Source organism: Pseudoalteromonas sp. 5Ae-yellow (assembly GCF_014077565.1).
Lineage (GTDB): Bacteria > Pseudomonadota > Gammaproteobacteria > Enterobacterales > Alteromonadaceae > Pseudoalteromonas.
On record NZ_JACGWD010000007.1, the window covers coordinates 39256 to 64377 of the forward strand.

The 25122-nt window shown below is 36.6% G+C and carries 24 protein-coding genes and 1 pseudogene; 14 read left to right on the forward strand and 11 right to left on the reverse strand.

Annotation, left to right across the window (positions count from 1 at the left end; all coding sequences use genetic code 11):
• Window position 1 precedes the first annotated feature (1 nt).
• The 3 genes from H4J63_RS03475 to H4J63_RS03485 all read left to right on the forward strand — a co-directional run bounded on the left by H4J63_RS03475 (window position 2) and on the right by H4J63_RS03485 (window position 5256).
• Window positions 2-3307 carry a type I restriction endonuclease subunit R gene (locus tag H4J63_RS03475; protein ID WP_182194552.1) on the forward strand — a complete coding sequence of 1102 codons (3306 nt, stop codon included), beginning with the start codon at window positions 2-4 and terminating at the stop codon, window positions 3305-3307.
• Window positions 3308-3687: 380 nt separating this feature from the next.
• Window positions 3688-4464, forward strand: coding sequence for a hypothetical protein (locus tag H4J63_RS03480; protein WP_182194555.1), 777 nt, complete (start codon window positions 3688-3690; stop codon window positions 4462-4464).
• A gap of 102 nt (window positions 4465-4566) precedes the next feature.
• Window positions 4567-5256, forward strand: a complete 690-nt coding sequence (locus H4J63_RS03485) for a hypothetical protein (protein WP_182194558.1) — start codon at window positions 4567-4569, stop codon at window positions 5254-5256.
• Between the two features lie 223 nt (window positions 5257-5479).
• Here H4J63_RS03485 and H4J63_RS03490 read toward each other — a convergent pair whose 3' ends face one another.
• Window positions 5480-6097 carry a cation transporter gene (locus H4J63_RS03490; protein WP_010554767.1) on the reverse strand — a complete coding sequence of 206 codons (618 nt, stop codon included), beginning with the start codon at window positions 6095-6097 and terminating at the stop codon, window positions 5480-5482.
• Between the two features lie 79 nt (window positions 6098-6176).
• On the opposite strand from H4J63_RS03490, the gene cadR reads away from it, so the two are divergent.
• Window positions 6177-6566, forward strand: a complete 390-nt coding sequence (gene cadR / locus H4J63_RS03495; RefSeq protein ID WP_024606396.1) for a Cd(II)/Pb(II)-responsive transcriptional regulator — start codon at window positions 6177-6179, stop codon at window positions 6564-6566.
• Between the two features lie 588 nt (window positions 6567-7154).
• Here the strand turns inward: cadR and H4J63_RS03505 are convergent.
• The 3 genes from H4J63_RS03505 to H4J63_RS03515 all read right to left on the reverse strand — a co-directional run bounded on the left by H4J63_RS03505 (window position 7155) and on the right by H4J63_RS03515 (window position 10317).
• Window positions 7155-7646 (reverse strand): tyrosine-type recombinase/integrase, encoded by a 492-nt coding sequence (locus H4J63_RS03505; RefSeq protein ID WP_356947950.1) that lies wholly within the window; start codon window positions 7644-7646, stop codon window positions 7155-7157.
• Window positions 7647-7826: 180 nt separating this feature from the next.
• A complete protein-coding gene (locus H4J63_RS03510; protein WP_064662973.1) occupies window positions 7827-9557 on the reverse strand; it encodes an LA2681 family HEPN domain-containing protein in 1731 nt (576 codons plus the stop codon).
• Between the two features lie 412 nt (window positions 9558-9969).
• The gene (locus H4J63_RS03515) at window positions 9970-10317 is read right to left on the reverse strand and encodes a hypothetical protein (protein ID WP_182194560.1); all 348 of its coding nucleotides are present in this window, start codon (window positions 10315-10317) and stop codon (window positions 9970-9972) included.
• A 355-nt stretch (window positions 10318-10672) separates the two neighbouring features.
• On the opposite strand from H4J63_RS03515, the gene H4J63_RS03520 reads away from it, so the two are divergent.
• The 3 genes from H4J63_RS03520 (at window position 10673) to H4J63_RS03530 (ending at window position 12844) form a co-directional block, all read left to right on the forward strand.
• Window positions 10673-11707, forward strand: a complete 1035-nt coding sequence (locus tag H4J63_RS03520; protein ID WP_182194563.1) for a hypothetical protein — start codon at window positions 10673-10675, stop codon at window positions 11705-11707.
• Between the two features lie 122 nt (window positions 11708-11829).
• On the forward strand, window positions 11830-12165 hold the full coding sequence (locus H4J63_RS03525; protein WP_182194565.1) for a hypothetical protein: 336 nt from the start codon (window positions 11830-11832) through the stop codon (window positions 12163-12165).
• 268 nt (window positions 12166-12433) lie between these two features.
• Window positions 12434-12844 carry a hypothetical protein gene (locus H4J63_RS03530; protein WP_119978339.1) on the forward strand — a complete coding sequence of 137 codons (411 nt, stop codon included), beginning with the start codon at window positions 12434-12436 and terminating at the stop codon, window positions 12842-12844.
• 80 nt (window positions 12845-12924) lie between these two features.
• On the opposite strand, the gene ltrA is transcribed toward H4J63_RS03530, so the two are convergent.
• Complete coding sequence (gene ltrA / locus H4J63_RS03535; RefSeq protein ID WP_259365568.1) at window positions 12925-14280, reverse strand: group II intron reverse transcriptase/maturase; 1356 nt, start codon at window positions 14278-14280, stop codon at window positions 12925-12927.
• Window positions 14281-14940: 660 nt separating this feature from the next.
• Here ltrA and H4J63_RS03540 point away from each other — a divergent pair.
• The 7 genes from H4J63_RS03540 (at window position 14941) to H4J63_RS03570 (ending at window position 19334) form a co-directional block, all read left to right on the forward strand.
• Window positions 14941-16017, forward strand: a complete 1077-nt coding sequence (locus H4J63_RS03540; RefSeq protein ID WP_182194568.1) for a DUF4236 domain-containing protein — start codon at window positions 14941-14943, stop codon at window positions 16015-16017.
• Between the two features lie 90 nt (window positions 16018-16107).
• On the forward strand, window positions 16108-16482 hold the full coding sequence (locus H4J63_RS03545; protein WP_182194570.1) for a hypothetical protein: 375 nt from the start codon (window positions 16108-16110) through the stop codon (window positions 16480-16482).
• 357 nt (window positions 16483-16839) lie between these two features.
• The gene (locus H4J63_RS03550; protein WP_182194573.1) at window positions 16840-17964 is read left to right on the forward strand and encodes a hypothetical protein; all 1125 of its coding nucleotides are present in this window, start codon (window positions 16840-16842) and stop codon (window positions 17962-17964) included.
• Window positions 17946-18056, forward strand: a complete 111-nt coding sequence (locus tag H4J63_RS20625; protein ID WP_182194612.1) for an SEC-C metal-binding domain-containing protein — start codon at window positions 17946-17948, stop codon at window positions 18054-18056. Before H4J63_RS03550 ends, H4J63_RS20625 begins: the two co-directional genes overlap by 19 nt.
• 292 nt (window positions 18057-18348) lie before the next feature.
• Window positions 18349-18492 (forward strand): hypothetical protein, encoded by a 144-nt coding sequence (locus H4J63_RS03560; RefSeq protein ID WP_182194576.1) that lies wholly within the window; start codon window positions 18349-18351, stop codon window positions 18490-18492.
• Window positions 18493-18497: 5 nt separating this feature from the next.
• Window positions 18498-18725 carry a hypothetical protein gene (locus H4J63_RS03565; protein WP_182194578.1) on the forward strand — a complete coding sequence of 76 codons (228 nt, stop codon included), beginning with the start codon at window positions 18498-18500 and terminating at the stop codon, window positions 18723-18725.
• A 348-nt stretch (window positions 18726-19073) separates the two neighbouring features.
• Window positions 19074-19334 carry a hypothetical protein gene (locus H4J63_RS03570; protein WP_182194581.1) on the forward strand — a complete coding sequence of 87 codons (261 nt, stop codon included), beginning with the start codon at window positions 19074-19076 and terminating at the stop codon, window positions 19332-19334.
• Between the two features lie 648 nt (window positions 19335-19982).
• Here H4J63_RS03570 and H4J63_RS03575 read toward each other — a convergent pair.
• From H4J63_RS03575 to H4J63_RS03595, 6 genes and pseudogenes are all read right to left on the reverse strand, one after another.
• Window positions 19983-20782 (reverse strand): annotated as a pseudogene (locus H4J63_RS03575) (alpha/beta fold hydrolase).
• A 289-nt stretch (window positions 20783-21071) separates the two neighbouring features.
• Window positions 21072-21500 carry a response regulator gene (locus H4J63_RS03580; protein WP_024604388.1) on the reverse strand — a complete coding sequence of 143 codons (429 nt, stop codon included), beginning with the start codon at window positions 21498-21500 and terminating at the stop codon, window positions 21072-21074.
• Between the two features lie 96 nt (window positions 21501-21596).
• Window positions 21597-23936 (reverse strand): response regulator, encoded by a 2340-nt coding sequence (locus tag H4J63_RS20510; RefSeq protein WP_310734683.1) that lies wholly within the window; start codon window positions 23934-23936, stop codon window positions 21597-21599.
• Between the two features lie 5 nt (window positions 23937-23941).
• A complete protein-coding gene (locus H4J63_RS20195; RefSeq protein WP_029753284.1) occupies window positions 23942-24466 on the reverse strand; it encodes a hypothetical protein in 525 nt (174 codons plus the stop codon).
• On the reverse strand, window positions 24463-24735 hold the full coding sequence (locus H4J63_RS03590; protein ID WP_259365569.1) for a hypothetical protein: 273 nt from the start codon (window positions 24733-24735) through the stop codon (window positions 24463-24465). Before H4J63_RS03590 ends, H4J63_RS20195 begins: the two co-directional genes overlap by 4 nt.
• Window positions 24719-25036, reverse strand: a complete 318-nt coding sequence (locus H4J63_RS03595; RefSeq protein ID WP_259365570.1) for a pilus assembly protein N-terminal domain-containing protein — start codon at window positions 25034-25036, stop codon at window positions 24719-24721. The genes H4J63_RS03590 and H4J63_RS03595 overlap by 17 nt, the downstream gene beginning before the upstream one ends.
• Between the last annotated feature and the right edge of the window lie 86 nt (window positions 25037-25122).

Sequence of the window (25122 nt, forward strand, 5' to 3'; positions counted from 1 at the left end):
GATGAAATTTACTGAAGCCAAATTAGAACAAGCGGTGGTTGAGTTATTAGGCGAGCTAGGCTACCCGCATTTATTAGGTGGTGAGCTCACCCGTAGTAACAGCGACGTATTAATAAAAGAAGACCTCCGTGCTTTTTTAACTAAGCGTTACGCTAAAAATAATATTACCACCGGCGAAGTAGACTCAATAATTGCAAAGCTTGAAAAGCTGCCAGCCAGTGATTTATACGAGAGCAATAAAACTTTTTGTAAGTGGCTAAGTGATGGGTTTTTATTGAGCCGCGAGCGAGGCAGGGTCGCAGGCAATGCAGCGCAAAAAGATTTGTATGTTCAGTTGCTTGATTACGATAACGTTGAGCAAGGTATTAAAAGTAGCCTAATAGCAGGCAGTGCTATGGCTACTTTAGATAAAGTAAGTGAAGCGAGCGTTACTTACCTGCAAGACGATAATATTTATCGCTTTGTTACCCAGTTAGAAATAGAAAGCCCCACAAGTTACGACAATATTGAACTGCGTATTCCCGATGGCATTTTGTACGTAAACGGTTTGCCATTGGTGGTGTTTGAATTTAAAAGCGCGATACGCGAGCAAGCCCCAATATTTGAAGCGTATGAGCAGTTAACGGTGCGCTACCGCCGCGCTATTCCGCAGTTATTTGTGTTTAATACCTTGTGCGTTATAAGCGATGGCGTAAACAACAAAATGGGTAACTTATTTGCGCCGTATCAGTTTTTTTACTCGTGGGGCAAAGTAACGGGACAAGAGCTCACCGCGCAAGAGGGTATTAACTCGTTACATACCTTATTGCAGGGCTTATTTGATAAAGCGCGCCTGCGCGATGTTATGCGCAATTTTGTATTTTTCCCCGACTCTGATAATAAAAACGCGGGTAAAAAAGAGATAAAAATTGTGCCGCGTTACCCGCAATATTATGCGGCTAATAAGCTGTTCGAAAATATCAAACAACATTTAAAACCACAAGGTGATGGTAAAGGCGGTACGTACTTTGGCGCAACGGGTTGCGGTAAAAGTTACACCATGCAATTTTTAACACGCTTGTTGATGAAAAGCGTTGAACTTAAAAGCCCCACCATTATTTTAATTACCGACCGAACCGATTTAGACGATCAACTTTCGCAACAGTTTGGTAATGCTAAAACCTACATTGGCGACGACACAGTTAAAACTGTTGCCAGCCGTACTCACTTACGCGAATTACTTGAAGGGCGTAACAGTGGCGGTGTATTTTTAACCACCATTCATAAATTTACCGAAGACACTCGGCTACTAACCGACCGTACTAATGTTATTTGTATTTCTGATGAGGCGCATCGTAGCCAAGTAAATCTTGATCAAAAAATTACCATTACAGAAAAGGGGGTGAAAAAGACCTTCGGTTTTGCAAAGTACCTGCACGACTCACTGCCAAACGCCACCTATGTTGGTTTTACAGGCACCCCAGTAGACGCGACTTTAGATGTATTTGGTGAAGTGGTTGACTCATACACCATGACAGAGTCGGTTAAAGATGAAATAACCGTACGCATTGTGTACGAAGGCCGCGCTGCCAAGGTGTGTTTAAACAACAGCAAGCTGGCAGAAATTGAAGCCTATTACAAAGAATGCGCCGATGCAGGCAGTAACGAGCTGCAAATAGAAGACAGTAAAAAAGCCACCGCTAACATGAATAGTATTCTAGGCGATCCTGACCGCATTAAAGTGTTAGCAAGGGACTTTGTTGAACATTATGAGAAACGCACTGAGGAAGGCTCTACGGTTGCAGGAAAGGCGATGTTTGTGTGTAGCTCGCGAGGTATTGCCTATCAGTTGTATCAAGAACTAGAAGAACTACGCCCACATTGGTTTGATGTAGTAGATACTGATGACGCGCAAAAGCTATCAGATACCGAGCGAAAGCGCGCCATTAGCGAAGGCCGTATTGCCGCCCCCTCTGAAAAAGTAAAAATGGTGATGACCCGTGGTAAAGACGACGTTGAACGCTTATATAATTTACTTGGCAGTAAAGACGAACGTAAAGAGCTTGATAAGCAATTTAAAAACAAAAACTCAAACTTTAAAATAGCCATAGTGGTAGACATGTGGCTAACCGGTTTTGATGTGCCATTTTTAGATACCATGTACATAGATAAGCCACTGCAAAAGCACAGCTTAATTCAAACTATTTCGCGGGTTAACCGTCAGTTTGAAGGCAAAGATAAAGGCCTAGTGGTTGACTACATTGGCATTAAATCTGAAATGAATAAAGCCTTAGCGCAGTATTCAAAAACTGACGAAACCAATTTTGAAGATATTACCGCCTCGGTTATTGAGGTAAAAAACCACTTGGCGTTACTTGCCCAGTTATTTCATAAATTTGACAGCAGCCCATACTTTACCGGTGAAGCCGTTGCCCAACTTAATTGTTTAAACCACGCCGCTGAGTTTGCACTTATTACCGAAAAACGCCAAAAGCGTTTTATGGATTTAGTTAAACGTTTAAAAGCCGCTTACGATGTATGTTGTGGCAGTGAAAAAATAAACGAGAGTGAGCGTGACCACATTCACTTTTACCTTGCCATTCGCTCTATTATTTACAAACTAACCAAAGGTGAAGCGCCCGATACTGCGCAAATGAACGCCAAAGTGCGTGAAATGATAAGCGAAGCCCTGCAAAGTGACGGCGTAGAAGAAGTATTTAAACTCGGCAATGAAGACGGCGGCGAAATCGACATTTTTAATGACGACTACATCGCCAAAATAGAAAAAATAAAACTCCCGAATACCAAAATAAAAATACTGCAACAAATGCTAGCTAAAGCCATAGGCGAGCTTAAAAAAGTAAACCAAACCCAAGGTATCGATTTTACTAAACGCTTTGAGTCACTGGTACAGCGCTACAACGAGCGAAAAGAAGATGACGTACTGGTAAGTAGCGTACTTGATGATTTTTCAGAAAGCATGGTTGATATGATTTACAGCGTACGCGACGAAATGAACGCCGGCGACGAGCTAGGTATTGATATTGAAGAAAAAGGCTTTTACGACGCATTAAAAGCACTCGCAATCAAATACGATTTTGATTACCCCGAAGATAAGCTAATAGAGCTTGCCCAAGCAGTAAAGGTAATTGTAGACGACAAAGTTAAATTTGTAGATTGGAACCACCGCGACGATATTAAATCATCACTTAAAGTAGAGCTGATTTTAATACTCGCTAAATTTAAATACCCACCAATCAGCCGCGATGAAGTGTACAAAGAAATTTTTGAGCAAGCGCAGAGTTTTAAAGTAAACCAAGGAATATAACTTGTTATTGCCGGAGGACATTAAAGTATGAAACTCGACAATAAATACTAAAACCATGACAATAACGTTCTAAACTTTTCGATGCTATTTGTCGCAGTCTGCCTTTTGTTCTAACAAGCTTTTGCCCCAAAACGTGTTTAGGCGAATGCCTCAAAAGAGCGATAACCGGACGGTCAGGTTAGTCGTCATTAGATTAGTAATAATAAGAGAAAGCTTTCCTTCTCTCGCATGTTTAAATAACCTACAGTAAGTTATAATACTTATAGCTGGCAATAACTTATAGTATTTGCTAATAATAGAAGCTTATGAAATGAAGACGTCTTCACGAAAGAATAGGGAAACTACCCTATGATAAAGCAGTTATATAACAGGAGTTATTTTTGGCCAATGCGGTAAAATGGGAATTCTATTTAAATGGTGACTCTCGAAATTTTAGAGGTTACGCTGAAGGGCGAAAGAATTTATACTTTGATATTTCTGGTGGGATTGATCACTATAATGATTGTATGAATGATGACTTTCGTCTTTCATCTGTATATTTTGACGACGAAGACGAGCCTGAAGTTGTGTGGCAAATAGGCTATGAGTTGGCCAGCTTATACAATGGAGTTTCTTCAATATTATCTAAAGATTCGAGGAAACTCGAATTAGCCGAACTATTGCATAATGGTGTTAGAGTTGGAAAGACTCCAAAAAAAAATATTTTAGCTTTATTAGGAAAGCCAAACATTTCAGACTCCCTATACAATCAAGAGTTTGAAAAAGTGAAAAAATTAGATGTTCGTTTCTTCATGATGAACTTGGCCACTGAACGTGAAGATGCTTATCTGATATTGAAATATTTCGCGGTCGAAGCGAGTTATATTAACTATTATAAAACTCTGGAAACATTAGAAGAATTATCAGACAAAACAGGTATTGCAATTTCGGTAGATAAAAAGTTAAGAAAGTCTTTTACAAATACCGCTAACAACTTCACATTGTCAGGCTTGGATTCTAGACATGGATTTAAACAAGCTCTTAAAGAAAACAAAACTCCTAGTATGAAGTTGTCAGAAGCACATTTATTCATAGCAAGCATTGCTAAAGATTACCTCAACAAGCTAGCAGATGGTGTTATCAATGGAATACATAATAAGTCATTCAAGATGGACTAAATACAGCAGGCTTTCAAATACAGACGGTGTTTCGCCTGCTAAGTTTCAAGAAACGTATTATTCTGAGTTAAAAAATGTCTAGTGAAAGCAGAGAAGTCCACTATGAGAAAAGAGCAATTGGCGAAGTTTCAAAATCAAATCAATTCAGCTGTCATAGGGTATCTGAATTTGTTGGAACGCAAAGAGCTTCTTTCGGTTTCAATTAATACAAGTAGTTCTTTAAGTAATCTAGACTCTCCAATTCAGAGGTGCATACTCTCGATCCAAGATACAATTTATGCATCGTTAATAGTGGATGTTCATTCATGGCTTTTCGATAAATCAGATAAATCTTCCAATTTGAGTCCCTATAACTTACTGGAGTCACTGGTAGATCCTGATGTCAAATTTAATACAAAGCGTCTTCAAGAATACTTTATTACAACCCCAAGTTCATTAAATTTGTCTGAATCGGGCTCTAATTGGCAAGAAGATTTTGTTAGTGAACGCAAAGCCAAATTTGATCAAGTTTTTCATGAATGTACTCGCAATATAAAAAGACTACTGCACTCAGAGGAAGCTGCAAGGATTAAGCCTCTTCGCGATAAATTCTTAGCGCATAAAGACGGGGTTTATGATGTAAAAGCTAATGGTCATAAAATTGGAGATGTATTCTACCTTCTGGATCAAATGAAAAACATCTTACTTAGCTTAAATACGTTATTTCAACGAGTTAGCTATCCAATCGAAGAATCTGAGCAACAGGCTAAGAGTAACGCTGAAGAATTTTGGAATCGTGTAGCTCGTACATAACAAGAGACTAAGGTTACGACCATCCACTATTGGCACTTTTACGAAGCTCGGCTAAAAGCGAAGAGCGAACGGTCGGGTAAACTCGTTTTTGGACAAAAACGTTTTAGAGTATTCATCGCATTGAGCGGCGAACGAAAAGCCCGATTGACACATGAGCAAAGTAATAAGTAGCCATGCCAACCTACGCAGTTTTGATGTGCAATTAAAAATTGGCATTTTCTTATCAACTTTGCGCATTAAGCGCTCGCTGTCTTTCATTTCCAGCATCTTCGAGGATCATTTTTGCCCCGCGCAACACAACGCACGAAACTATCACACCGATAACCAGATCAGGCCATCGAGAATCGAGCCAAAACACCAAAACGCCAGCAGAGATAACACCTAAGTTGGCAATCACATCGTTGGCTGAAAATATCCAGCTTGCCCGCATATGCACTTCTTCATTTCTTTGTTTGCGTATGATCACAAGACAAATGACATTAGCAACCAGTGCAACTGCCCCCATAGCCATCATTAGTCCCGATACAGGTTCGCTACCGTAAATTGACCGTCTTACAATATCAATGATAATCAACACACCCAGTGCCATCTGAAAAAAGCCGCTAATTCTAGCCGCATTGGCTTTGTGCAATAGCGATTTACCAATAGCATAAAGGGCAACACCATAGACAACTGCGTCGGCGAGCATATCAAGTGAATCGGCTATTAATGCGGTTGAATTAGCAAGCAACCCGATCCCCATTTCTATAACAAACATTGTCGCGTTTATTCCCAAAAGCCAATACAAAACCTGTCGTTGAGACTGGTCTTTTATTTCAACTTCGCACCCACATCCGCTCATTAGAAACACACTCTTTACTGATGAATAGTATGAGTATAAAGTCTATACTTGGTATAGAGTCAACGGTTAGGAGAAAAAAATGAAAATTGGTGATGTCGCAAAGACGACAGGTTGTAGTATTCAGACCATTCGTTTTTATGAAAAGAAGGGGCTCTTGCCTGAGCTTAAGCGCTCAAGTGGAAATTATCGTGTCTACGACAAGGGGACTATTGAACAACTCCTGTTTATCAAACAGTGTCGTTCATTAGATATGTCTATCATGGAAGTAAAAACGCTAATGGACAGTCGTTCGAGGCCAGATCAGAGCTGTTCAAATATCAATACGTTAATAGCTAAGCATTTATCAGACGTCATTATTCGCATTGAAGAGCTAAACGTATTAAAGTCATCACTCGAAAATATGGCGTCATCGTGTGACCAAGACAAAACCATTAGGGACTGTGGTATTTTAAATTATTTACACACTTAAAATTGTAAGAAGAACACAATTTCACTGTGCGCGCTCACCTTAACTTGTATCTATCGGCTAACATTCGTCATTTGTGTAGATTTATAAGGCAAAAATCAATAGCCTGAACTTTTGATACTGAGTCAGCCATGCATATTCATTTGTGGCCCTACAAAGCGATTTACATCGGAATCAGTCCTGATAATGATGTTCATGCACATCATGCTGTCCAAATTTGCATTGGTTTAGACAAAGACATCTCGGTTCAAGATTACAAGGCACAAAGTATTCACACCGGACAATGTATTGTGATTTTCGAAGATGTCCCTCACAAGGTTTTGGCACAGGACAATCAGATTGTAGTCATCTATTTAGAGCCTGAAGATAGGCAAAACCAACAACTTCTCAAAGCCTTACGTCAAGCCAGGAGTGATGGAATTAATACTCTGCCGCTTACTAGCAAAGAATTGGGATCCATTTCTCAGCATCTATTTACTGACGTCGATATCGACAAAGTGTGGAAAACAGTAAATAAAGCGGTAGGGCTAGTCTATAGTCCTGCGCTTTCATCGCGCCCTGAGGATAAACGGGTACGAGCGGTCATCGACATTATTGCTTCGCAGAGAGGTTGTGCAATCGATATGGCGTTTTTATCATCGAAGGTTTTCTTGTCCCCAAGTCGCAATCAAGTCCTAATTGCTCAGCCCAGCTCCTGATGATAGACCTGTAATATGAATAGCTTATTGGTTGATTAGAGCGACGTATACTCCGAAACAAATAATCACTGGGTTGCAATTTAACTTCTTGAATCCAATGGATAATACTTTGTTGTGTTCTCGGAGTTATCTCAAATTGAACTTCGATCCCAGTTTTCTTCTGCGTTAATTGAACCCTTTCAAATACTTGATCGAGAGTAGTGACGTCTCGAACTTTTAAAGAGAGTAAGTCACATGATCTTAGCTTGCTATCTATAGCCAAATTAAGTAAAGCTAATTGCATCAAGTTGTTTTGAATTTCAATTCGAGTGCGAATACGCCAAATCTCTTCAAGCTTGAAAGGACGTTTCACACCAGTAGCATTGTGATTTAGTTCTGGTTTCATAGTGACCTCCTATTTAAAAGTCACTATGAGGATAGTGGATGTATTACTGATTAGGATTTGGGCAAAAGTGGCTTAGGATAAGTTGTGAAAAAAAGCTCACATGTGTCTACTGAGTCGATGGCGATTCAAGAAATGATTCAGCCATACTTTCCTAAAAAAATATTTATAGGATACAATGCTCTACTTCAAAGGTACTTCGATAGGCATCATCACTGCACCATTATCTGGCTTATTTTTCTCTTCTACATGAATTGCTAGTGAAAGGTACATAATCGAATTTCGAGCGAGCTTTATCAGCGTCATGAGCCTTGATTCAAATTCGCTCTCTTTTATCAGCACAGAATGACTTGAAAGCTTTTGGTGCTCATAAATTTTTGACTGTGCTTGACGCAAACCTTCATCAAGTAATTTTTTTTTGGTCTCTAGTTCGGCTTTAAGAGTTATATTATGAGCCTTTTTCGCCGAAGCAATTTCACCATACAGCTCTTGAAGTTGTTCTTCAAAGTCACCTATATCACCATTAAGCTTTTCAAGCTGTGATTGCTTAAAAGCTTTACCTGATTGAGTTAGGGTATAACCAAAATCATCAACAATCTTTAAAGAACGATGCTCTATAGCATTTCTAATTTCAGAAAACGCCTTTGCATCAGGATCAAGCCACCGACTGACAGAAGTCGAATCTTTCACATCTCGAATGTCTTTCAGGATGTAGAATAAGGCATGGATAAAGCAATTCTGACTGTCTTTAAGCTTACTGTGTGGTTTCCAGCTCTTACTTCCTTTCAGCTCACTAAAAATACTGTCAAAGCTGATTTTATGATCATACTTGATATCATTCAGATCAAAAAAGCGATTGATAAAGTAAGCAATTTTATCAAATAGCGAGTAAAGCGTTCTGAACGCGCTTTTATAATGACTAGCTTTTAGGTTGGTAATGGAGTGTGACATATCATCAACGTGAGGATATGTTTTGTTGAAGAAATGTGTATGGTCACTAGGTATGTTTCTAGCCGAAAAAATTAGATAACGCGCATAGCAAAAATCGTTCTTTAATTCATCGAAGTTTCCATGATACATAAGCTCTTCATGCATCGATAAAGCGAAGTTTATTTGTTGAGAAAAAGAGGGGAGAGTCATAATGTCTTGATAGACAATTTCAGATACGCAAACGTCATTTAAATCATTTATAAAAAGCCTGTTATCTCCACACCACTTTAAATATTCCCCCTGCTTTCTTGTCTCAACTTCCTCTTCAAATGACTCAAAATAGTCAAAATCTTCTGGTTTAAAAGTATCTTCAAACCATGCTTTAAAATTCATAAAATTGCTGTTTTCTGAATAAGCAATTATTTGCTCAGGATGGAGCTGCTCAAGGCTTTCAAGACCTAAATTTATGAGTAGGTATGCAGTAAAGTAGTGGTAGTGCTTATGACTAGGATCGTAAACATTACTCGCAAGAAAAAGCTCGTTGTTTGCTTTAGATATTATAGAGACAGGATTTTGTATGCAATTAAAGGCATTATCCCATAATGGAATACAGCAGAAAGCACGACCTTGAGAACTTAGATTATTGCCTAAATTGGTTTCAATGCAGCTTTGCAGAAAAAGTTCTTCATCAGTTGGAAAGTTGATTTGTCGTATGACGTATAGAGCTTTTCTGAAAAATATAACGGATTTACTTAGTTCATCAGAAAACCAATCTAGTTTATGGTAACTAAAAATCGCTGCTGAACAATTACCCAATATATAGTAAAAACGAGCTTCATCAACGAGATTTTCAAACTTATAATCAACGCCTAACAACGGTTCTAAGAACGTTTTAATCTTTTCATGATCATTACCTATCAAAAACTCATCAGCCTTCATTGACAGCACTTCAAGAGCAGTTGAATTCAAGACATTTTCTGACATACATATAGCGCGCCGTTAAATTAATTTCACATCATAGTAACGCATTGAGAATTTATATTCATTTTATAACCATAAGTCAAATATGCTAATGGTCTTAACTAACTCAAACTGTGATGCTCACTATGTCAGTAGCTTGGGGGTTGCGCAATATTATGCTATTCCAACCCTGTTCAATCCTTACTGACATTACGAAAAGTAAGTCAAGTGACGATTTGGCTAAGCTAGTTCTCAATCGCTCGCAACTCACTTTGGGGCAGAAACGAGTTACAACTGATAACACTAAGCCGAACTTCGGCAAAGAGCGAGAAGCGGACCGTCAAAAATTGTGATGTATGAAGTCAGGTTTGACCCCTTCGTTTTTTCAAACCGCAACGCAACTACACTGTAACAGCTTTAAATGAGTAGTTTGCTTTTAATCATTATCAACATAAAAGAATAATATAATAAATTCAGAGGCACTAATTGCAGCTAGCTGCATTATCAGTAAAAACATAATACCCATTCCAGCCTGAGGGTCAGGTTCAATACCAAAAATGAGTACTGGCGCTAAAATAATAGTAAATAATGCAGCTATAAATCTAATAATAATGAGCCGTTTATTTTGATAGTTCTTAGCATTAGCTAAAAAATATAAAAGCAAATAAGGCAATAGCATAAACGCAAAGCCAATTTCAGTTGGCATCCAGTATTTAATCGCAACAGCAACTAAAGATAAAACAGCAAGTCCTTTAACTGGGTAGTATATTTTTTTATAATTCACATGCTTTCCTTTGCACACAGTGCTTTATTAATACCTAATAAAATATTGTCGTTCAATATAAAAACTTTAATTATGCAATGCAATCTATTTCACTATATGAGCGAATAGCAGACATTAAAAAATTAAATTTATTCCTGCGTTTTGAGTAGAAACCTAATTTTGTCCAATAACATTATTAAACGCCGTTTTGGTGCAAAATAACAAGCGTAATTCCCAGCTATTTTAATTGCTTGTTTACAAAGGTAATTATTGGTGAAATTATTAGGGTATGTAATATATGCCGTTTTGGTGTGTTATAAACCACCAAAATGGTGTTCAATAAGCTGCTAGCTCACCAAGGTAAGTGTAAACATCTATGGATTTATTTGAAGATATAGGCTTGTCAGGTAAACAACATAAAAACTTTGTTAATATACTTAAGCAGTCTATGAAAGCTGATAGAGCAGAGCTCTTAAAATGGTGTAATGGTTTTCCTGATAGAGACAATAAACTTGTTACTGAATTTCAAACGACATTCAATTCAAGCTTTTGGGAAATATATTTATATGCCCTATTTAAAGAAATAGATTTCAAAATGGACTGGTCTTATTCAAGACCTGACTTTTTGCTTGAATATAAAGGTAACAATGTTGTCGTAGAGGCAACCATATCTGAATCAGCAGTTGGTAAAACTCCTGAGTGGGAAAAAGATTTATCGAAAGGTATTCCAGATAGGTTCAAAGACATGAATATGGATTCTATTATTCGCCTGTCAAATTCGATAAATAAGAAGTACATAAAGTATAAAAGTTCATATTCTAAGCTAGAACATGTACGTCCCAATCCATTTGTTTTGGCTGTAGCTCCATTTGAACAGCCTCATTTTAACCTTCAATGTGAAGTGCCAATTATGGCTTTATTATATGATTTTTACGTAGACGAAGATGCATATAACGATGCGCCTCATTTATTCCCAAATGGTCCTCCTGATGTGAGGCTCGGTTGGGTCGAAAAAGATAATGGTACTGAGATCCCACTTGGCTTATTCGAAAGTGATGATTACTCTGAAATTAGTGCAATTATTTTAAGTACAACTGCCACATGGGGTAAAATTGAAGCTATGTCAGGTAATTGCGAAATTCAACGCGCAGTGTCCTCGGTATGGTGGTCTGAGGTTGATAATAAACCTATTCAGAGGCATTCAATGACAAACCAAAATAAAGAGAATGTTAGAGATGGTTTATACGTTTTTCATAATCCTTATGCTAAGAAACCAATAGACCCTGATATGTTCAAACTAGATGGTGTGACTCAGGTTTTTGTTGATTCTGATACAAAGCGTATTACGAAAGAAAGAAATGGATTTTGCCTTATGCATCGGCAAACAATGAACTTTGTATCTGAGAGCTAAAAAGTGCTTTAAATACAACAAAAACAGCTGGTTAGATTTCGCCTTGTTCCACATTATAACCTACAATTTTTGTCTGCTTAAGCGGGCGTTTATGCTGTTATGGAAAGTCGGAGTAAATTAAATTGAGCAAAGTATTACGCATTTTATCTATTGTATTTGCTTCTCTAAGTCTAATTAGCTTATTTCAACACGTGTTTGATGTTGGATTTGTTTCTATTTTTTCAGATTTAATTGAGTATTATCGAAATGCCTCACAACAACTGTTTAGCATTTTTGAGTTTTTATTTACATTTAATATACCTCAAGCATTAAAAGACCTTTGGTTGCTTTCGTTTATTGGGGCTGGTGCATATATAAAAACTCCTAACATAGAAAATAGCCGCTTACTTCGTAACTTTGAAATATCTCAAGAGAAGCAGACACTGAAAAAGTTAAATTTATTCCTGTGTTTTCAGTAGAAATCTAATTTTGTCCAATAACATTATTAAACGCCGTTTTGGGGCAAAATAACATGCTTAATTTCTAGCTGTTTTAATTACTTGTTTACAAACGTAATTATTGGTGAAATTATCATGGTATGTAATATACGCCGTTTTGGTGTGTTATAAACCACCACAATGGTGTTCAATAAGCTGTTATATGCCTAAAATAGTCATTAGTATAATATCTAACATGGTGCACCTTTTGCATTAATATCAAATATCTATTAATACATGAGGAATTAATATGAATATTTTAAATGTAGGGCAAAACTATTCCATTACGACAGCAGCTAGCGGCAATAAAATGCCGACTGAATCTATTGCTGTAGAAAAAAACATAAACCAAAATAATTCACAACCTACAAAGATTGATATGAGAAATATATCAATTGATGAAATTAATACATTAATTAAATCAGGGGAAAGTGCTTTACTTGATGTAGTGCCATTTATACCATTAAATGTACTTGAACAATATAATAATGATCCCGAAAAAATAGGTAAAATCAAAGTAGACTTAATTGGGCAAGTTGAAAAATCCATAGATTTTAAAAAAAGCATTGGTGAGAATACTGACTTTTTATCAGGTGTTTTAAATAAATTTAAAGATCTTGACGGTAAACAGTTAAATGGGAAGGTTGATATCTTAGCATAATACGGCATATAATCGGGTAGCCGGAGGTCTCTAACCTCCAGCCCCCACACCACCCATCATGCGGGTCCGCAATGGGCGGTTCATCTCCCGTAATGAATATTGATCCAAATATCTTTCAATGACACTAAACCTTGTGATGCTAAATAGTCATTACCTAGCGCAATGTTAATTCCTTTTGTTTTTGAGCTTCTACAAGGGCCTTTACTGGTGATACCACAGGCTATGGCGAGTCGCTCGCTAACACCCAATTTTATTAAACTGCGTACTTTGGTGCGAGGTTTACGCCATTGCCGCCAGTAGCACATTCTTATCCTACGACGGATCCAATGATCTAAATCCACTGTTAGTTGATAAGCGTTGGCTATTAGGTAGTAGTGTCCCCAGCCGCGTAAATACTGCGTGAGTTTATGAATTTGTAGGGTCATTGAGATCCCCCAGTTGCGGTTAGTGAGTTCTCTTACATTTGCTTTAAATTTCTTTAGCGCCTGTTCGTGGATCTGCACTTGAGCGTAACGGAAGGTAAACCCGAGAAATTTCGAGCCTGATACGGGACCGACTCGACTTTTCGATTCATTCACTTTGAGTTTTAATCGCTGAGTGATAAACGCAGTAATTTCCCGTTGGATTATGAGTCCTTCGCTTTTCGTTTTTACTAAAATGATTATGTCATCAGCGTAACGTGCAAACTTAAGGTGTTTGTAGGTTAGCTTCTTATCTAATTCATCGAGTAAAATATTGGAAAGTAAAGGGGATAATGGCCCACCTTGAGGGACTCCTTTGGTTGACTCAAACCACAGACCCGTTTCGCGCTCTGCGATCCCCGCTCGGAGGTATTTACCAAGTAGGCGCATGAGTGCTTTGTCTTTGACTTTACGACCAACACGATTCATCAGCATGTCATGGTTTACTTCATCAAAGAACTTAGACAAGTCAATATCAACTGCTGTTTTATAACCTTGTTTAACACAAGATTGAACATGATTTACTGCTTGGCTGGCTCTTTTATGAGGGCGATAACCATAACTATGTGGTGAAAATAGAGGCTCAAAGTAAGGGCTAATCACTTGAGCAATAGCTTGTTGGATCACTCTGTCGATAACAGAAGGGATCCCAAGCATTCGCTCACCGCCATCGGGTTTGGGTATCATCACGCGTTTGACTGGCAAGGGTTGATAAGTGCCGCTAAGTAATTGTTGTTTAATACCCAGCCAATGTAACTTAGCGAAGTGATTAAATTCCTCAATACTCATATTATCAATACCCGCAGCCCCTTTATTGCGCTTAACATGTTGCCATGCTGCACCAATATTGTGGTTGCTCAGTACCCTTGCCATCAGGTCACGATCTGTTTGGTTGTATTCATTCGAGGTATTATTCACAGTCGAACGCTGTTCATCACTATCACAACACAGTGATCTATGTGAATTCAAGTTCATTTGTAGTATCTCCTCTGGTTAAGATGTTCAGGCCTTCACCGTGTCCCCTCCATTACGATGGGCGTTTGGCTACTATGCCGTCTGCTGACTTCTGATAAATCACTCTAGCGATTACTCGATAAAGCGCGTCGAAACTAACGCTTGTTTACTGCTATTTCGCTCGCTGTAGGTCGCAGCAACCAAAGCGCCAAGGGTTGAACAACCAGTCCCTAACTGGTAATCTCCAAGCGTTAGCGCGGATGCGTGTTTATCAGATCTCCCCGAATAAGGTGCATCGACTTTCTCTGCACAACTGCATCATTTACGGTGGCCGTTAGATCACATGACTTCGCTATCTTGTGCTAGCTCGTCTCCAGCCTACGCCTCATATGATGTTTTTGTTCATCAGCTCACAGATTTGCTAGCGGCTTCCTCTAGACTATCTCTCGCGATTTAGCCCTTGCCATTCGCTAGTAGTTATCGTTTAATAACAGTGTGTTATTTAAACGGTGATCTTCCTACAGAGGACTTTCACCTCATAAGTCAATGCCCATGTCGGGCGTACACAAGTTGCTTAAAAGGACAAAAAACAGTTGGTTTTTGCTCCTGCGTCGCTTATTTTAACCAACTATTTTTTGCCTCTTAGCAAGGCGTTAGATGCAAAAAAATGGAGTTCCATAGATGGGCTTTTACATTCGAAAAGCTATTAGCGTTGGACCTTTCAGGTTCAATTTGTCCAAATCCGGTGTAGGTGTATCAGCAGGTGTCAAAGGGCTTCGTTTTGGAACGGGGCCGCGAGGCAACTACGTACACATGGGAAGAGGCGGTTTGTATTACAGAAAAACACTACCCTCCTGTTCCAGCGAAAGAAGTCAGCCATCACATAGCCCTGAATTACAACAAAATCACACCGAAATTGATCATGAGCCATTAAAAGAAATAGAAAGCGCTCATATCACGCAAATGGTTGATTCATCATCGGCTGACCTTGTCACGGAAATGAATGAAAAAAGAAAAAAGGTCAGAATATGGCCGTTTATAGCCGTGATTGGTGCAATTTTAACGTTCGTCGCCTTTAAGAGTTCCGATACACCAACTCTTGCAGTTGTTATAGCAGTAGCTACTGTTGCCCTCACTATTTTTGCATCCGTCAAAGATAGCTTAAGAAAAACAACGGTTTTATTTTTCGAGCTTGAACCTGAAATTGAAGCTCTTTACCAGAAACTACATGATTCGTTCGGCCAGCTTTCAGCATCATCAAGCAAATGGCATGTTGAGGCAGAGGGTGCAGTCAAAGACAGAAAACGTAATGCTGGCGCTACGAGTGTTATCAAAAGAACATCAATATCGCTGGGCATAGGAAATCCACCGTATGTGAAAACCAATGTTTCGGTTCCATCCATTCCAGTTGGAAAGCAAACCCTATATTTTTTTCCTGATAAGGTTCTAATATTTGAACCAAATGGTGTTGGTGCGGTGAGCTATACGAATCTTAGAGTGTCAGTCGAAAGTACAAGGTTCATCGAAGATGGAAGCGTCCCAAGAGATGCAAAGGTGGTTGATAGAACCTGGAAGTATGTCAATAAGCGTGGCGGCCCCGATAAACGTTTCAAAGATAATCGTGAATTACCAATAGCCTTATACGAAGATATAAACTTCACAAGCGATACAGGACTAAATGAACGAATTGAAATATCAAGGGTTGGCTTTGGAGATGGTTTCTTAAGCTCTATTGGCCTGTTGGCAAAAAGCATCTAACAATGGCGTAAACGCGGCCCCCAAAAAGCGTCGCTCCTTCGTCACTCTGCTTTTTGGGTCCGCTTACGCCAAGCGTTATGCACAAAAATTATGAATAAACTTTACGATCATCCTGACGCTTTTGAAGCGGAAATTACCATTTTTACCGAACAAGAAGGTGGACGAAAAACTCCACCAAAAAATGGTATAAGATGGGATTTAACTTATGCAGAGAATAACCCCGAAGGCCGAATGTTTATGATTTGGCCAGAGTTCATTGACGAAAACGGTGATTCTATTGATACCGGTGTTCCGTTAACCGGTAAACTGAAAGCTAGAATGCATATCGTGGCCAAGGAAATGATGGAGTTTCATTCTGTTCGAATTTCAGTGGGGACTAAATTTTTCAGCATGGAAGGGCCGAAAAAAGTTGCAAAAGGTGTGGTCACAAAAGTTACGGGGCTTAGCAAAATCAATGAAGCATAACCAGCGGCTCAAACGGACAAATATTCGCTGTAACCTTTTATGCAAAGAAACGCATAAAAGCCGGCATCAAACATTTGCGCGGTTAGCCGGGCGTTAGCACTGTCCACTTATGGCACTTTTGCGAAGTTCGGCTGTGAGCGATAACCGCATAGTTAAAATTTAAATGTCTGAAGTCAAGATTTGACCCGTTTGGCTTCAAGGGATTTTTGTATTACGTTGATCGCACCTTAACTAAGCAATCAATATGCAGTGGTGTTTCTATTACGATTCTGAAGGTAATTTTGTATAGATAGTATTCTCATATATATTTTTTATAGTGAGCAAACATTTAGATGTCAGTTATGAAGAGGGATAAATTTGTCAAATGTATTAATTAATTCATTTCCGAAAGCTTTAGGTAGTTTTTCAATATACAGTAACGATAAACAAAGTTTCGAAGAGATACCCAAAGGATTTTCAGGGTTCGCATTTAGTAAAATGGAATATGATGCTGCCCTTGATAACTCTCTTAAGCAATTATTTCTTGGTTTGCTAATGCATGATAAGGTGATTTTGAGGTACGATGATTTTGTTAGGTGTATTGAGCTGTTAGGCTCTCGAAATATTATGACTTTGATGAAAGAAGACGCTTTAACAGTCTTATATGATCTGCGTGACTTTGCATTTTTAGAGAAAGATGGTGGTTTAAAGTTAAGTGTATTAGGGAAGTTAAAGCCAATTAGAGATATTTTTGATGGATATACCAATATAAAATGCCAAAGCAGTAAAGAACAGTCAAAGCTAAGGCAATTAGTTGACTCAAAAAAGATTCTGATAGATCAAGATGCGGAATATTCTGATGAAGAAAAAATAATTAGTGAAATTACAAGAGATTTCAATTCTAAGGAATTGCGAACTGCTCTGGGGGTTGTAGACAATACTCCTAACTTAGTTGAAAAATCAATTAAACTTAGGGTTTGTGAGGTAGCTCAAGGTTTTGTTTTACAAAGTAAGTGCAATGCTGAATCAATAATACAAGATTCTATTTCAGAATCTTATCTGAGACAAAAAATTATTTTAAATTCAAACTCAGTAACAAAAACTGAGGGGTTTGAATATTTATTACAAAAAAAAGGGATTCCAGATCTTTTTTATTTGTTTAAAAGAAATATTTTAAGCGTTGATGATGTGATAAAGATCAGAGATTCAGGCCAAGCGAGTATCTTCAGAAAGTGGTTAAAATCAAATGACTTTGATAAAGAAAAGTTGGTTTCCGCTGTATTGAAAAAGAAGACTAAATCTATAAAAGCAAGTGCTGTAAGGTTTTTATACCCTACAATTATTGGCTTATTTAACGCTCCATTGGGTATAACAGCTTCTGCTATTGATTCCTTTTTTATTCCTAAGCTTCTAGATAACTGGAGTCCTGAAGTATATCTAGACGAAAAAATTGCATCGTTTATTGAAAAAAACAAAAGAAACATATTGAATTACGCCAATTAGAGCTTTTTAAAAAACATGGATTAAAAGAACCTTTTGATGATTGCTATTGCGGTAGTGGAAGATCTTTTTCTAAATGTCATGGTGAGATTTAATAAAAAGGTGAATATTTGCTATTAATACTTATGAACTTTCCAAAAGTAATAACAGACCGTTGATCATTAGTGTATAGGAGTATGCTCAAAGACTGGGGAGCAATATCGACTTGAGACTTACTGACAGTCCGCTCATGGCACTTTTACGAAGTTCGTCTAAGAGCGATAACCGGTCATTGAGACTGGCTAAACATCGTCGTTAATAGATTGGTTAAACTGCTCTTTGCGCATATATTCATGAAAATGAGCGGTGAGCGCATTATTAAATTATTGAATTACTTAAAGGTATCGTATGGAACTCAAAGACTTCATTAAAGAAGCTATAAAGGATATTCCAGAAGCAATTGTCGAGTGTAATGATGACTTAGAAGTAATAGGTACAATTGTTAATCCTAAACGAGTTTCAGTAGAAAAAATGCTAAGGACAATTTATTAGGTTATATGACTTCTCCGACAGACAATCCAGATCCAAATTTTTTAAGACCTGTTCATATGATAAGTTTTGATGTCTCGGTATCTACTACAACCAAAAAAGATGGGAAAGAAGGAATTGGAGTTAATGTTGCAGGAATCAAGTTCGGTAAAGATAAATCAGATATAAGTTCAGATAACACTGCTAGCAGGCTGAGTTTTTCTGTACCAATAGCGCTTCCAACAGGTAAAAAGTAACTTAACAAGCTGCCGCACTATGCCTCGATGCAGTTGTCGCGGCTTTAGCTAAAGAAAAGAAGACAACTTACTCGCCAGTGTGCACAATTCAATAGATGATGTGCTAGGGCAGGGGCTCAAGAATATCGTCATAAAGGGGTAGTAAATAAAAGTGATCAATTTGCCTTTCCCATAGCTACATTTTATTTAGATAGTGAGAAAGTAAATGGATTCTTGTATAACTCTAAACGAAACTATCAACAGCTATTATTTAATAGATCAGTTGTTGATATTTTCTTATTACCGAAGGGTTGGACTTTTCATGAATATTTAAAAACTTCAATTTCTCTGTTTTATCTTATTGCTGATATGTCAATTTACAACCTTACAGAAAACTGCGAGTTCAATCCCATCGAAATAGGTGACATGTTATTTTACCATAAAATGATTGCAGGATCAGTCATTTTGTTGCGTGAGCGCGAATTGCCCGAAGATATTGTTATTAATGGTGTATCCTCAGTTTTTCATAACCCAAATGCTCCCTTAGAGTCTTTACTTAATCGTTACATTGCATATGGTGATGAATCGCTTAGCTCATTTCGTGATAGATATGATGAAGAACGAATATAAAAAACAGCTTGCTTGGGTTAAGTTTCGTTATTCAACCTCGGATAGTGAGCAGTAAACTGTAATGACAATATGGTGCCTGAGATCTTAAATCTTATAAAGCTTTTTACATTTCCCAATTCACATAATCGTCAACATTCTTTTATACACCCACTAAGTCCGATACCGTCTAGTACTGGACTTAGTGGGCTTTCATATACATAGTGTGTTTATTTCTTAGTTTGATTAAATCACTAAAAATCAGCTAGTTAAAATGGTTAAAAAGTTAAATACACATTACAGCTATATACTCCCTCTAGTATTGGACATAGTAAGGGCGCATTTAAGCGCTCTTTCTATATATACATTAACCACCTATAATTTATATTATGTTAAATAGGGTGAATAAATACATAACTAAGTTACTCACCTTCATGAATTAACGTATAAACGCGATATTTTGACTATTTAATAAGCATTAACCTACTTAAACCTACTTATTTTAAAAATTAATGTTTTGCCTCTTTTCGCTATTTGTTACTTAAACATATAAAAATACCGCTTGGTTATTAATATAATCAAGCGGTATTACACTGATTGCCTATTCGCTACTTTATGCAATAAAACTTAACATATTGAAATAAATAGATTTTAAATTATCCTAGTAATTCACTAGAATAATTTATCATTCATAAAATCACTAATAAGCTCAGACACTTTATCTGGATGTTCATCAATAACCCAATGTGCGGCTTTATCTATTCAAACCAATGACGAATTTGGAATTGCTTCTTCTAACATTGGTGCATACTTTGGCTTTTGAAATTTGTCTTCTTTACCCCATATTATGAGTGTTTCATGAGGTAAGCTTTTAAGATCGCCTGTAATAGCTTCGGTATATTCTTTATTGAGCCTGCGCATGTTACTAAATAAAGCGGCTTTTCCTTTTTCATTACTCCATGGTGTTAAGTATATTTTCATCAACTCTTCAGTCATTACGTTCGAGTCGTAAACACCTTTGGGCATGAAATCTCTTAATGTATCAACAAATTCATCTACAGATGTTTTTTCTTCTACGCCTGGTTCTAGTAAAGGTTCAAATTCTGGTATTGGCCAAGAATCAAAACATACACTATCAAGTAAAACCAACCCGTTTACTTTATCCGGATGATTTACAGCCATTAATTGAGCAACACCACCACCAATATCATGTGCAGCAATATTAACTTTAGAAATACCGAGCTCTTCTATAAACTTACACATTATTCTACATTGCGCATTTATAGATACATCAGTGTTACTTGGCATATCTGGTGCTATTACCCGATATTTTGATGCAAGTTTGGCATCACATTTCGCCATAAAAATTTATTAGTCGGAATACCGTGTATCAATAATAAAGGTGTACCTTGTCCCATTTCTTGATAAGCAATTTGATGACCTTCTACTGTAACGTACTGTGTTTTGCTCATGCTTGTGCCTCGTTAACTTTAAATATTATAATATTTCGTGAACTATAAAATTGGAATATAACCTTATAAAGCAAATTCCATCCCAAGATGAGTATTTTTTAGTTATTCAAAAATTATAATAATTTAAAGTCAAACCCAAACCCAAACCCTTGTAATACTTGGGCTCTAGGCTAAGTAAGTTTATTTGTTTTTTATTATTATAGAGTTTGATAATTGTGATTGTTAAACCACTTTATGAAGTGTGAAGCGTTTGCTCTTAAATATGCAACCGCCCTACTATTGCTATTAATCACTTTAAGAAAGATCTAATATTTTCAATTAATACACCTTGCTTAACTGGCTTTAATAACAAACCATTAAACCCAAGCTTTATATATTTATTATTACTATTTTCGTTTTCACTAAATGTATGCGCAATAATTTTCGTTGCTGATGCATCAGCGTGCTTTCTTATTTTTAGCATTGCGTCGGTGCCCGTAAACTGTGGCATGACTATGTCCATTAAAATAATATCGTAAATATTTTGAGAAACCATTAATAGCGCCTCTATTGCACTGGATGCAAAATCTATTAATATGTTTTCTTCTTTAAGCATTTTTCTTATTACAATTTCTATTAGTAAATCATCATCGACTAAAAGCAGTCGTGTAGTTTTATTTATAGGTTTTACTGTATTAAATCCGATAACTTCCATCGTATCTTCAATCGTTTTTTTCATTTTTTACCTCGAATATATTACGCTATATGTAACACCAACCGGCATTAATATTTTATCGTTACATAAAATCTACATTAAGGCGGTTGGTATAGCGGCCTATCTTTTTAAAATACGTGCTATTTGGTTTATTAATATGCCTTGTTTTACAGGTTTTAATAGCATGTCATCAAAGCCCTGGTTTACATATTTAGATTCTGGATCGGGTGTCGATGTATGTGCAATTATTTTAGTTTTAGAATTATCACTGTGTTTTTTAATTTTTAACATAGCATCAGTTCCTGATAATTCTGGCATTACTATGTCCATTAAAATAATGTCGTAACTGTTTTGAGATACCATTAACATTGCTTCTATAGCACTGCGCGCGTAATCTATTTTAATGCTCTCATTTTTTAGCATTGCCCTAATAACAATTTCAACCAGTGGATCGTCATCAACCAGTAATAGCGTGTTTTGTTCTTCATTAGTTAATGGATTAATATTTACTAAATCGGTAGTTATTAATGGACTGTTTAATACTTCTTGTTCATCATCTTTGTTTTGTTTACTCGCTAGGTTTACCAACATAGAAAGTGATATCGTCGTTTTATTTGCATTACTGCTAATAATTATCGCTTTCCCACCAAGCATTTTAAATATCGAGATAAAAAACTTTAACTCTAATGATAAGTCTTTATCATCTATAAAGCGTGTTATATTATCACCCGAAATGCTTTTAAGTTCAGTTATAAAATGGTTAGTGTTGATTAAATTACTTAATGAAAAGTCGAGGTTTAAGTAATTACGAGTACTTTCTTTTTTAATCTGAGCGTCAATTGAAAGCGTTGTATTATTTGATGAATCCAAAACCTCAGTAACTAACTGAATAACCAGTTGAGAAATTAACTTTTCATCGCTTGCTACCGTTAACTCTGATGTAATATTATTTTTCAAAACTATTTTATTATTTTCAGCCTCTTTCGTTAAAATTGACATGTTATTATTGATCAGTTTCTTTAGATTTACGTTTTTGGCTTGAAGCTTTAACTTACCTATCTCTGATTTATTTATATTTACGAGCTGTTGAATCACACTTTCAAGCTGGTCGCACACATCAGAAATATTCCCTACATTGTTTTTAAATTCGTTAAAGCTTATAGGATCTTTTGATATTTCAATTAATGACTTTAAAGATGATAAAGGCGTTTTTAATTGACGACTAAGCCTTGAAACAAATTTTTCTTTTAATTGATTTGTCTGTTTAGATTTTTCGAGAACATCAGCGAGTAAACATTCTTTTTGATGTGCCTCTGTATCATCTCTAAAGTAGCAAACAAAACCATTAAAATCTGTATGTCTTTGTAATACAGTTATCCACTTCCCGTCTGTAAAACCTATATCTATTAATTGGTTACGATCATCATCAAGCTTATGATGCTCATGGTAATGATTTATAATATTATGCTGTTGCGCAATACTTATCAGCTGGCTATACGATAGCTGACTGTTTTGTTTATTCACCTGTGGAAATAAAAGATTAAATGCATTGTTAGTAATCACAGGAAATTCGTGGCTATTAAAAATAGCAAACCCATGTGGCAATGCATCAAGAGAACTTGAAAATAGCTCTTCCCTATTAAGTATTAACTGATTTTTTTGTTTTATTTCATTGTGTAAACGCCTAGGCAAACGTAAAAAATAGTACACGAATGCGAATACACAAAAGGCGATCAGTCCTAATCTAATTAGGATATATTTAGTTATTTGTGGACGTACTATTTTATTCATTGGTTGCACATGTAAACGCCAAGTAGGAGGAAAACGACTGCTCAAAGCGCTAATACTATTTTTAATTATACTGGGTTTTACTTCTCCTTGTTTTCCTAAAGTAAACTGTGGTGTTGCTATAAAAACGTTATAATTTTCAGTGTTTAATTTGCCAATAACGGCTTTTAAAAACTTACTTAAATCAAATGCTGTAAGTGTATAAATAGAGCCTTGTTTAATATTTATTTCAGAAATTAAGAAGGCCGTATCTGCAACAGTAAATACTTCTACTGCTTGTTTATTCGCTCTATTATTGAATTTTTCTAACCAGTTTTTAAATCCATACGCGGCTAAATCAAAATTATTTTTTGACCAAAGTGCAAGTTGGTTATACTCAGAATCAAACACAACATACCCTTTATAAGTTAAGCTTTGTGAAACCTGACTCTGTACTAAATCATTAAGCTGCTCTTTTGTATAGCTATTTTGGCTTTGTAAAAAGCCTGCGATAACTAAATCTTTTTGCGATATATATAATCCTTGATTATCAAATCGCTCTAGAGCATTAAATAACGTTTTACGTAATTGCTGAGTTTGTTCATTGTAATTACTTTGCAGCTCCTTTTTTTCTATAGTATAAAGCAGTAATGCAGTGAATGAGCATAATACTAATGCAATTAAGAATGCCACGGGCGCTAAACTAAATACATGAATATACTTTTCCCCATAATTTTTTTCACAGGATTAGTACTTTGATTACTTACTGAATCTGAATTTTTATTTAACTGTGTCTGCAATAATTGAGCAAATGAAATAAACTGATTTTTTTGTGAACCTATTAATGTTTTAGGTGCTAAATCAGCCATCAGCACTACGCCAATGAATTTATTAGTGACACTATAAATTGGATATTGTGCATAAAAACGAATTAATTTGTGCGTGTTGTTTGATACATCATCAAAAAAGGTATCTTCAAATAAATATAGTTTTTCTTGTGTGCAGCGTTGTTGATAGCTTAATAACTCATTTTCGACACTTTCTTTATCGTTGCAGGTTATTAACTGCTCTGAATAAACCTCTCTAAAATCGATAAATTTAACAATTGGAACATCATAAAACTGTTTTAGTAGCGTTAGCGTTTCTTTAATTTCTGTTGATATTTCATCAGTTGGTGTATCTGCTAAATTAGCATGTGAGGTAAATATATTTGAGGCGTTCATTGACGTTCTCCTTCCCCTTTTGGGGGAGTATGTATCCACGTTGTACTGTTTTGGCCGCTATGTACTGGCAGTAAAACTTTAAATGGTGGCGTTAAACTACTAAGAGCAGGTTCGCCTGTGGTGATATTAATTACTTGTTCTGCATTAACTAAATTAAGTGATGTTTTGCAATATGTAATACCTGGCTCAATCCCTATTAAGCTCAGTGTTTCACTAATGATAAGGTTATTTACTAAATCGATACCGACCAGCTCAAATGTGGTTTGCAAAATAGTGAAATGTTTCCGAGCTTTTATCGTCGTACCACACCATCATAGATGTACGGCCCAACTTTTTAGCTAAAATTAGTAGCTCGCGACCATTAACCACGTTCACATCAAGCGTTGTTTCGTGGCCAAGTGCTATACGCGAAATATCACGGGTAAAAACAAAGCGAGTATGTGTCCATTTAACTAAGTGTGATACTTTTTGTACCCGCTCACCATTTGCATTTTCTATATAATCTAAATGACTTTCACTGCCTATGGCGCTAAAAGATATTAGTAATAGTATAAAAGTAAATTTTAACATAAGCCTTTCCCTCAATTTGCTTAATATATAGGTAGCAAGTATGAGACCAAGGGTTTTTATTTTTATTATCAGTAGATTGAAGTTTA